12 protein-coding genes are annotated in these 9092 nt (G+C 71.5%); 4 read left to right on the top strand and 8 right to left on the bottom strand.

Annotated features, from left to right (window positions below; genetic code table 11):
• The 4 genes from H0487_RS19935 to rimP all read right to left on the bottom strand — a co-directional run.
• A partial coding sequence (locus H0487_RS19935; protein ID WP_183095978.1) for a translation initiation factor IF-2 N-terminal domain-containing protein occupies nucleotides 1-240 on the bottom strand: 240 nt, incomplete at its 3' end.
• A 132-nt stretch (nucleotides 241-372) separates the two neighbouring features.
• Nucleotides 373-711, bottom strand: a complete 339-nt coding sequence (locus H0487_RS19930) for a YlxR family protein (protein ID WP_312856030.1) — start codon at nucleotides 709-711, stop codon at nucleotides 373-375.
• 49 nt (nucleotides 712-760) lie between these two features.
• Nucleotides 761-1750, bottom strand: a complete 990-nt coding sequence (nusA, locus tag H0487_RS19925) for a transcription termination factor NusA (protein ID WP_183095977.1) — start codon at nucleotides 1748-1750, stop codon at nucleotides 761-763.
• Nucleotides 1750-2220, bottom strand: a complete 471-nt coding sequence (gene rimP / locus H0487_RS19920) for a ribosome maturation factor RimP (protein WP_183095976.1) — start codon at nucleotides 2218-2220, stop codon at nucleotides 1750-1752. Before rimP ends, nusA begins: the two co-directional genes overlap by 1 nt.
• Nucleotides 2221-2351: 131 nt before the next feature.
• On the opposite strand from rimP, the gene H0487_RS19915 reads away from it, so the two are divergent.
• Nucleotides 2352-2825, top strand: coding sequence for a hypothetical protein (locus H0487_RS19915; RefSeq protein WP_183095975.1), 474 nt, complete (start codon nucleotides 2352-2354; stop codon nucleotides 2823-2825).
• Nucleotides 2822-3235 carry a ferritin-like domain-containing protein gene (locus H0487_RS19910; protein WP_183095974.1) on the top strand — a complete coding sequence of 138 codons (414 nt, stop codon included), beginning with the start codon at nucleotides 2822-2824 and terminating at the stop codon, nucleotides 3233-3235. Before H0487_RS19915 ends, H0487_RS19910 begins: the two co-directional genes overlap by 4 nt.
• Nucleotides 3236-3505: 270 nt before the next feature.
• On the opposite strand, the gene H0487_RS19905 is transcribed toward H0487_RS19910, so the two are convergent.
• The 4 genes from H0487_RS19905 to H0487_RS19890 form a co-directional block, all read right to left on the bottom strand.
• On the bottom strand, nucleotides 3506-4216 hold the full coding sequence (locus tag H0487_RS19905; RefSeq protein WP_183095973.1) for an HAD family hydrolase: 711 nt from the start codon (nucleotides 4214-4216) through the stop codon (nucleotides 3506-3508).
• A 7-nt stretch (nucleotides 4217-4223) separates the two neighbouring features.
• Nucleotides 4224-5984 (bottom strand): proline--tRNA ligase, encoded by a 1761-nt coding sequence (locus tag H0487_RS19900; protein WP_183095972.1) that lies wholly within the window; start codon nucleotides 5982-5984, stop codon nucleotides 4224-4226.
• Between the two features lie 63 nt (nucleotides 5985-6047).
• Entirely contained in the window at nucleotides 6048-6416 is a 369-nt protein-coding gene (locus H0487_RS19895) for a DoxX family protein (protein ID WP_183095971.1), read from the bottom strand.
• Between the two features lie 54 nt (nucleotides 6417-6470).
• Nucleotides 6471-7316 (bottom strand): GNAT family N-acetyltransferase, encoded by an 846-nt coding sequence (locus tag H0487_RS19890; protein ID WP_183095970.1) that lies wholly within the window; start codon nucleotides 7314-7316, stop codon nucleotides 6471-6473.
• An 86-nt stretch (nucleotides 7317-7402) separates the two neighbouring features.
• Here H0487_RS19890 and H0487_RS19885 point away from each other — a divergent pair, with 86 nt between their 5' ends.
• Both H0487_RS19885 and H0487_RS19880 read left to right on the top strand, forming a co-directional pair.
• Nucleotides 7403-8314, top strand: coding sequence for a glycoside hydrolase family 16 protein (locus H0487_RS19885; protein WP_183095969.1), 912 nt, complete (start codon nucleotides 7403-7405; stop codon nucleotides 8312-8314).
• A gap of 27 nt (nucleotides 8315-8341) precedes the next feature.
• On the top strand, nucleotides 8342-9092 hold a 751-nt coding region (locus H0487_RS19880; RefSeq protein WP_183095968.1), incomplete at its 3' end, for a homocysteine S-methyltransferase family protein.

The raw sequence follows: 9092 nt of genomic DNA, 5'->3' as shown, positions 1-9092 counted from the left end.
CCTGGGGGCCGCGGCCTTCTTCGCCGCCGGTGCTTCGGCGGCGGGAGCGGGCGCCCCGGCAGAGGACTGCTGGGCGAGAAGCTCGGCGCCGTAGGTCGCCTTGAACTTCATCACCGCCGGCAGCTCGATGCTCGACGACGCCGTCTTGGCGAATTCGCCGATGGCGTTGAGCTTCTCCAGCGCTTCCTTGCTGGGGATGCCGTATTCCTTGGCGAGTTCGGAAACTCGGGTCTTGGCCACGTCTCTCCTTCTGGCCCAAGACCCGGCTTTCCGGGGACCTCAGACCGTTGGTGGGTACTGCAGAACGAACTGGCTCATCGCGAGACATTCATCGAGTGCTCATGAGCTGCTGCTCCAGTTTCTTCCGGTCGGTCACTGCTGGTGGTCCAGCGGGTCGAGGTACTCGCCCACCGGTGCGCTGGAGAGCCCACCCACGCTCTGTCGTCCCTGGGGGAACAGGGCACGGGCGAAGGCTTTCCGGCGTACCGCGAGGTCGTAACACGCGGACGTGGGGTGCAGGTGCGCACCTCGTCCGGTCGCGGTCCCGTCGGGATCGGGCACGACGACCGGCTGGCCGTTCGCGTCCGAGCCGGCGATCACTCGCAACAACTCGCTTTTGGTGGCCCGCTCCCGGCATCCGACACACGTCCGGACGGGCCCCTCCAGGAGAGGAACGTCCGGCGAGGTCGAGATCTTCCGTCGGCCAGCCACCGACGGGCAACTCTACCCGTTCGGACCGCTTCTTTCCGAAACCGGGGCGTCAGCCGGCCGACGGAGCGGGGCTGGCCTCCTCGTCGGAGTGGATGTCGATGCGCCAGCCGGTGAGGCGGGCGGCGAGGCGGGCGTTCTGGCCCTCCTTGCCGATCGCGAGCGACAGCTGGAAGTCCGGGACGACGACGCGGGCCGACTTGGCGGCAGCGTCGACCACCGTGACCGAGGAGACCTGGGCCGGCGAGAGCGCGTGCGCGACCAGCTCGGACGGGTCGTCGGACCAGTCGACGATGTCGATCTTCTCGCCGTGGAGCTCCGACATCACCGCGCGGACCCGCTGGCCCATCGGGCCGATGCAGGCGCCCTTGGCGTTGACGCCGCTCACCGTGGACCGCACCGCCATCTTGGTGCGGTGGCCCGCCTCGCGGGCGATCGCGGCGATCTCGACGGTGCCGTCCGCGATCTCGGGGACCTCGAGCGCGAAGAGCTTCTTGACCAGGTTGGGGTGCGAGCGGGAGAGCGAGATCTGCGGTCCGCGCATGCCCTTGCGCACCGACACCACGAGGCACTTGATGCGGGTGCCGTGGCGGTAGTCCTCGCCGGGGACCCGCTCGCTCACCGGGAGCATGGCCTCGAGCTTGCCGAGGTCGACGAGCACGTCGTCGGGGTTGCGACCCTGCTGGATGATGCCGGAGATGATGTCGCCCTCCTTGCCGGAGAACTCGCCGTACTTGATCTCGTCCTCGGCGTCGCGCAGGCGCTGGAGCATGATCTGCTTCGCGGTCGTGGCCGCGATCCGGCCGAAGCCGTCGGGCGTGTCGTCGAACTCCCCGATCTTGGCCCCCTCGTCGTCGAGCTCAGCGGCGAGCACGGTGACGTGGCCGGTCTTCTGGTTGAGCTCGACCCGCGCCTGGTCCTGCGCGCCCGGCGTCTTGTGGTACGCCGTGAGGAGGGCCTGCTCGATCGCCTCGACGAGGACCTCGAACTTGATCTCCTTCTCGCGCTCCAGCATCCGCAGGATGTTGAGGTCGATGTCCATCAGTCACGGTCCTTCCGGTTGAACTCGATCTGCACGAGAGCCTTGTCGACCTCGGCGTAGGGCAGGGCACGGTCGCTGCCGTCGACGTCCAGGGTCACCTGGTCGTCATCGGAGTCGCCGATCCGTCCGGTCAGGACGGTCCCGTCGGTGAGGGTCACCTTGGCGAGGCGGCTGCGGTTGCGCCGCCAGTGCCGCGGCAGGGTCAGCGGGCGGTCGACACCGCGCGAGGTCACCTCGAGCGTGTAGGGCTGCTCCCCCATCACCTCGGAACCGTCGAGGATCTCGTTGATCGCCCGCGTCGCAGCGGCGACGTCGTCGAGGTCCACCCCGCCGTCCTTGTCGACGGCGATCCGCAGGACGCGCCGCTTGCCGGCCGGGGTCAGCTCCACCGCCTCGAGGTCGAGCCCCAGTTCTCCCAACCGTCCGGTCACGGCGTCAGAGACAGCCTGGGCGGTTGCGTTCGAGCTCATGGGTGAGAACCCCCGTGTCCTGTTGTGGCGAAGCTGATTGTGGTGAAGCCGATGGTGCTGCGGACGCCCAGCCGAAGCGGTCGGCTGCATCCGAGTACCTCCGGCCACGATAGCGGCTGTAGCCTCGCCGGGTGTCCAGCCCTGCCCCGCGCGCGTCCCGGCGTGCCGTCCTCGCAGGGGGCGCGGCGGCCGCGACCGTCCTTCTCGCCGGCTGCGGCGACGAGACCGGATCCGGCAACGTCGCGACCGATTCCCCCGTCCGCGCCACGGACAGCGACCTGGTCGACCGGGTCGGCCGTCAGGTCGCACAGGCGCTGGCGCTGGCGACCGCGACCGGGACGGCCTTCCCCGTCCTCCGCCCGCTCACCCGACGGCTGAGCACGCTGCACGAGCAGCACCTCGACGAGCTGTCGAAGCCCGCCGACGGGCGCCACGGCAAGGTCCGCGGTGACGCGGCGACCGCGCGGGTCGCGCTGCTGCAGGCGGAGGACCAGCTGCAGGCCCGCATGGTCGAGGCGGCGCTGGCGGCGGAGAGCGGCGCACTGGCGCAGGTGTTCGCGGCGATGGCGGCGGCGCTGGCGCAACAGCAGGTGGTGGCCGCGTGACGACAGAAGCGCTCCAGACCGCGCTCGCGGCCGAGCACGCCGCCGTCTTCGTGTACGGCGCCCTCGGCGGCCAGACCTCCCGGTCGTCCGACCCGACGCTCTACGCCGAGGTCACGGCGGCGTACACGACGCACCGGGCGCGCCGCGACGAGGTCCGCGCGCTCGTCGTGGAGGCGGGCCAGGACCCGGTCGCGGCCGAACCCGGCTACGACCTGCCGGCCGACCTGACGACGCCGGTCGCCGTCGCCGATCGGGCGCTCGAGCTCGAGCGTGCCTGTGCCGCCACCTACGCCTACGTCGTGGCGTCGACCCGCGGCGCGCAGCGCGCCTGGGCGATCGACGCCCTGCTCGACGCCGCGGTCCGCACCCTCGCGTTCGGCGGTCGGCCGGAGATCCTGCCCGGCCTCTGACGCGGCACGCTCGGGCGAACGGGTCACTCCCCCGAAAACGCCTCGCGGTCCGCGACTCCGAATCGGGGAACTCCCGAGACGTCCCCCGAAGTCGGGGTCGCGGACCGCATGTGACCGGGGACAGCGGTCATAGCGTGTGCCGGAGAGGTGGGGCTCCCCGACTGCTGTGCAACATCATGCAACGAACGGCAACGGGAGCGCCTCATCCCGCGATCCTCATAAATCTGCACTGCATGAACCTGCAAACCGGCAGGCTGTGCAGCCTGGGGGTCAGCGCCAGGGAGCGAGCAGGTCCGGGATGTCGGCGAGGGCGTGGGCGACGGCGTCGGGCTCGCCCTCGGTGTGGCCGACCTGGTCGCTCGGGATCGCCGAGTGCGGGACGTGGATCGCCCGCATCCCCGCGTTCTGCGCACCCCAGACGTCGTCGAACAGCCGGTCACCGACGTAGACGCAGCGCGCCGGGTCGGTGACGCCGACCGCCTCCATCGCGGCGCCGAACGCCTGCGGCGAGGGCTTCGTCCAGGGGATCTCGCTGGTGTAGACGTCGCCGTCGAGGAGGTGGTCGACCCCGTCGCGCTCGAAGAAGCCGACGTGCCACTCACGCGGCCAGATCGTGTTGGACAGCACGCCGACCTTGATCCCTTCGGCCCGCAGCCACTCCCAGAGCGGACGCACCTCGGGGTCGGTCTCGGTGTGTGGCACCCAGAACTCGTAGTAGGCGCTCAGCAGGTCCGGGTCGTGCCCGAGCCCGGCCTCGGTGAAGAGGTCGCCGATGGTCGCGCTCCGCTGGTGGTCGCGGCTGCGCCCCCAGATCACCGCGCCCGCCCCGTGGAGGGCCTTCGCGTGGACGTGGCGGTCGTCGTCCTGGTCGGGGGTCGCCACCACGGCCGCCGCCAGCGCCAGCGACTCGGCGTGGAAGTCGATGTCGTGCCAGCGCGTGAGCGTGCCGCCCCAGTCGAAGATGACGGCGTCGATCGTCACCGGCCGCTCACCCCCGGACGACGCCGACGAGGTGGGTTGCCGCGTCGGCGACCGCCACCTCGGTCCGCTCGCCGGTACGGCGGTCCTTGACCTCGATCACGCCGTCGGCCAGACCACGCCCGACGGTGACGATCGTCGGCACGCCGATGAGCTCGGCGTCCTTGAACTTCACCCCGGGGCTGATCTTGCCGGCGCGGTCGTCGTGCAGGACGGCGACGCCCTGCGCGTCGAGGTCGGCCGCGAGCCGGGCGGCCGCGTCGAAGATCGCGTCGTCCTTGCCGGCGGCGACGACGTGGACGTCGTAGGGCGCCACGTCACGCGGCCAGCACAGGCCGATCTCGTCGAGGGTGTTCTCGGCGATGGCCGCGACCGCACGGGACGGGCCGATGCCGTAGGAGCCCATCGTGACGGTCACGAGCTTGCCGTTCTCGTCGAGCACCTGGAGGTCCAGGGCGGCGGCGTACTTGCGGCCGAGCTGGAAGATGTGGCCCATCTCGATTCCGCGCGCGGACTCCAGCGTGCCGCCGTCGCACCGCGGGCACGCGTCGCCGTCGCGCACCTCAGCCGCCTCGACGGTGCCGTCGGGCTGGAAGTCTCGACCGGCCACCAGGTCGAGGACGTGCGACCCGGCGAGGTCGGCACCGCTGACCCAGCGGGTCCCCTCGACGACCCGGGGGTCGACGAGGTAGCGGATGCCGGCCCGCTTGATGCCGTCGGGACCGATGTAGCCCTTCACCAGGGCGAGGTGCTTGCCGAGCTCCCCCTCGTCCATGGGCTCGACCTCGATCGGCTCGAGCTGGCCCTCGAGACGCTTCTGGTCGACCTCGCGGTCGCCGGGCACGCCGATGGCCACGGGCTCCCGGGTGCCGTCGGGGTGCTTGAGCACGAGCAGCACGTTCTTGAGGGTGTCGCCTGCGTGCCACGGCCGGTCGTCCCGGGGCATCTTCTCGTTGAGGTAGTCGACCAGCGTCTCGATCGTCGGCGTCCCCGGCGTCGGCTCGGCGTGCGCCGCGGGCGCGTCGTCGTACGGCACGGCCTCGGGGGCGCGGACCTCGACCGCCTCGACGTTGGCGGCGTAGTCGCAACGGGTGCACCGGACGTAGGTGTCCTCGCCCACCTCGGCCTTCGCGAGGAACTCCTCGGACTTCGAGCCGCCCATCGCCCCGGAGGTCGCCTTGACGATGACGTACTCGAACCCGAGCCGGTCGAAGATCCTGATGTAGGCGTCACGGTGGGCCTGGTAGCTGACGTCCAGGCCGGCGTCGTCGACGTCGAAGGAGTAGGAGTCCTTCATCCTGAACTCGCGACCGCGCAGCAGGCCGGCGCGCGGCCGTGCCTCGTCGCGGTACTTCGTCTGGATCTGGTAGATCGAGAGCGGCAGGTCCTTGTACGACGAGTACAGGTCCTTCACGACGAGGGTGAACATCTCCTCGTGGGTGGGGCCGAGCAGGTAGTCGGCACCCTTGCGGTCCTGGAGCCGGAAGATGTTGTCGCCGTACTCGGTCCACCGGTTGGTGGCCTCGTAGGGCTCCTTGGGCAGCAGCGCGGGGAAGCTCAGCTCCTGGGCTCCGATCCCGTCCATCTCCTCGCGGATGATCGCCTCGATCCGGCGCAGCACCCGCAGCCCCAGGGGCAGCCACGTGTAGACGCCCGGCGCGGCGCGACGGACGTAGCCGGCCCGCACGAGCAACCGGTGGCTCGGCACCTCGGCGTCCGCAGGGTCCTCGCGCAAGGTGCGGACGAACAGGGTCGACATGCGGGAGATCATGGGCACAGGGTAGGCGGGGGCCTCCGAGTGCCGGAAACCAGTTCCGCTGCGGCCGCCAGGTGCCTAGTAGCGCCCGGCACGCAGGGCGCCGCGGATCATCGGCAGCTGCAGCGGCAACCGAGCGAGACTGACTGCCTGGAGGGGCTTGTTGGAGCCCTGGAGCGAGTCGGTGAACATCTTCACGTTGCCGGGGAACACGCCCACGAGCAGCGCCGCGCTCGCGAGCCCCGCGACCCGCCGGGTCCTTGGGAACGCCATGCCGGCGGCGCAGAGCAGCTCGAGGACGCCCGACCCGACGATGACCTCGCGGTGCGCCGGCACCCAGGAGGGCATGAGCGGCTCGAACACCTCGGGCTTGACCAGGTGGACGGTTCCGGAGACGAGGAAGGCGCCGACGACGACCTTGGCGTCGGTCTTGAGGGGCTGGGTCACGGGATTCCTGTCGGGGAAGGGATGAGGCTCGGGCGGTTCAGATGCTGAGGCTAGTCAGAACATGACGGTGGCGAACCGGGCGGTCTCCCGGAAGCCGACGAGCTCGTAGGCGCGGCGCGCGGGCGTGTTCCACTCGTTGACGTAGAGCGAGACCGACGGCGCGATCCGGGCCCGCACCAGGGCGACGACCGCCGCCATCCCGGAGGTGGCCAGTCCCTCGCCGCGGCGGTGCGGCGGGACCCACACCCCCTGGACCTGGGCAGCGGCGGGCGTCGCGCAGGCGACCTCGGCCTTGAAGACGAGCTCGCCGCGCTCGAACTTGGCGAAGGACCAGCGGAGGCTGATCAGCTGGACGACCCGGGTCCGGTAGAGGTCGGCTCCCCCGCCGATCTCGGGCGAGACCCCGACCTCCTCGGTGTACATCGCCACGCAGGCCGGGTAGAGGACGTCGAGGTCGGTCCGGGCCGTCAGCCGGACGTCGGGGTCCGGGGTGACGAGCGGAGGCCCGTCGATGACGAGGTGGCGCTGGTCCCAGCGCGCGTCGCGCGGCTTGCCCCAGGCGGGTCCGACCGACTCCCAGAACGGCACGACGGCGTTCTGCGGCCCGACGATCGTCGAGGCGGTACGACGACGGGCCAGCGCCCGCTCGGCGAAGACGACCGCGTCCTCGGGGCTCGCCTGGACGGGCACCAGGTTGGCGGCGACGTGGCAGGCGGCGACGAGCCTGCCCCCGTCGTACCGGCCCCACATCTCGCCGCCGAGCCAGCGCGGCTCCAGGCTGGTGGTCTGGGCGCGGTGGATGGCGAACACGTTGACGACCGGGTCCTGGTCGGCGAGCGCGAGGAACTCGTCCAGGTCGGCAGCCGCGAGGGCGCGCACACCGTGGCGAGTCGTCAGCACGGGCCGAGCCTACGGCCTGGAACTCCCCCGAAGTCCAGTGTTGCGGGGCTAGAGTTCGGGACCTGCAGCACTTCCCGGAAGACCAGATGCCCTCGCTCCCCTCCCCCGGCCGCCGCCTGCTCGTGGTCGCCCTCGCCATCGGTCTCCTGGTGGTCGCCGCCGTCGCCACCGTGCAGACCCGCCCGGACCCGGCGGACCCGTTCGTGGTCGGCCCGAGCGACGCGTGCGGCCCGGTGCTGGCCAAGCCCGGCGGCGGGACCTGGGAGTGCTCGTTCTTCGACGACTTCGACGGCGACGACCTCGACCTGACGAGGTGGATCACCCAGGACACCGCGCGGACGGGCTTCAAGTCCGGGCTGACCTGCTACCGCGGGGCGAGCAACGTGGCGGTCCGCTCGGGGACCCTGCTCCTCGAGGCCCGCGACGAGGGCACGATCCTCAACTGCGACAACCCCTACGGGTCGCTGCGCACGCCGTACACCGGTGGCCTCGTCGGCACCCGCACCCACTTCTCCCAGGCCTACGGCCGGTTCGAGATCCGGGCGAAGTACCCGACCGCCCGCACGCCCGGCGTCCACGGTGCGTTCTGGCTCTACCCGCTACGGCTCTCCTACGGCCGGTGGCCGGCGTCGGGCGAGATCGACGTCGCGGAGTGGTGGTCCAACGACCCGACCCTCGTGCTGCCGACGCTCCACTACAACGGGCGCAACTTCCACGCCGACTCCGGCTGGGACTGCCGGGTCGAGGACGTGAGCGAGTTCCACACCTATGCCGTCGAGTGGTTCGCGAAGGAGATGCGGTTCTCGATCGACGGCGAGATGTGCTGGGCGCGCCGCTGGGCGCCGGATGCGCCGCTGGTCGCCCCCCAGCCCTTCGACCGCCCGTTCAGCATCATCCTCAACATGGGCGTCGGCACCGTCGACGGGACGAACCCGGTGTCCGACGCCACCGACCTGCCCGCCACGTTCGTCATCGACTACGCCCGAGCCTGGCGCTGAGCCCGTGCCAGGGGAAGGATTCGCCCCATGGCCCAGCGACTGCTCACCGACGGCGGCATCGAGACCGACCTGATCTTCAACCGCGGCATCGACCTGCCCGAGTTCGCGGCATTCCCGCTCCTGGACACCGAGGCGGGACGGGCGGCCCTGCGCTCCTACTTCGAGGAGTACGTCGAGGTCGCCGTCCGGGCCGCGGTCCCGCTCCTCCTGGAGACCCCGACCTGGCGGGCCAACCCGGACCACGCGTCGGGTCTCGGCTACGACGCCGCCGCCGTCGATCGCGTCAACCGCTTCGCGGTCACGTTCCTCGCCGAGATCGCCCGCACCCGGGCCGACGAGCTCGTCGGCTGGCAGGTGGGCGGGATCATCGGCCCGCGGGGCGACGGCTCCGTCGCCGCCGGCGGCGTGGACCCGGACGAGGCCGCGGCCTACCACCGGCCCCAGCTGGCCGCCTTCGCCGAGGCCGGTGCGAGCCGGGCGACCGTACTGACCCTCACCGATGTCGGCGAGGGCGTCGGGGTCGCGCGCGCCGCGCAGGACGTCGGCCTCCCCGTCGTCATCGGCTTCACGGTGGAGACCGACGGCCGGCTGCCCGACGGCACCCCGCTCGGCGTCGCCATCGCGGCGGTCGACGAGCAGACCGGCGCCGCTCCGCTGGCGTTCATGGTCAACTGCGCCCACCCCACCCACATCACGCCCGCCCTCGACGGCGGCGCCTGGCAGCAGCGGGTCGGCGGCCTCCGGGTCAACGCCTCGACGATGACCCACGACGAGCTCG

The organism is Nocardioides stalactiti, assembly GCF_014180715.1.
In the GTDB taxonomy this organism is placed as follows: Bacteria; Actinomycetota; Actinomycetes; order Propionibacteriales; family Nocardioidaceae; genus Nocardioides; species Nocardioides stalactiti.
Note: the sequence above shows the minus strand (reverse complement) of the source record. Positions and strands in the feature narration are given on the sequence as shown.

Excerpts from the sequence above, each read along its gene's own strand:
- H0487_RS19885 (WP_183095969.1), top strand. The coding sequence starts at position 7,403 with ATGCCCTCGCTCCCCTCCCCCGGCCGCCGCCTGCTCGTGGTCGCCCTC.
- rimP (WP_183095976.1), bottom strand. The coding sequence starts at position 2,220 with ATGAGCTCGAACGCAACCGCCCAGGCTGTCTCTGACGCCGTGACCGGA.
- H0487_RS19900 (WP_183095972.1), bottom strand. The coding sequence starts at position 5,984 with ATGATCTCCCGCATGTCGACCCTGTTCGTCCGCACCTTGCGCGAGGAC.
- nusA (WP_183095977.1), bottom strand. The coding sequence starts at position 1,750 with ATGGACATCGACCTCAACATCCTGCGGATGCTGGAGCGCGAGAAGGAG.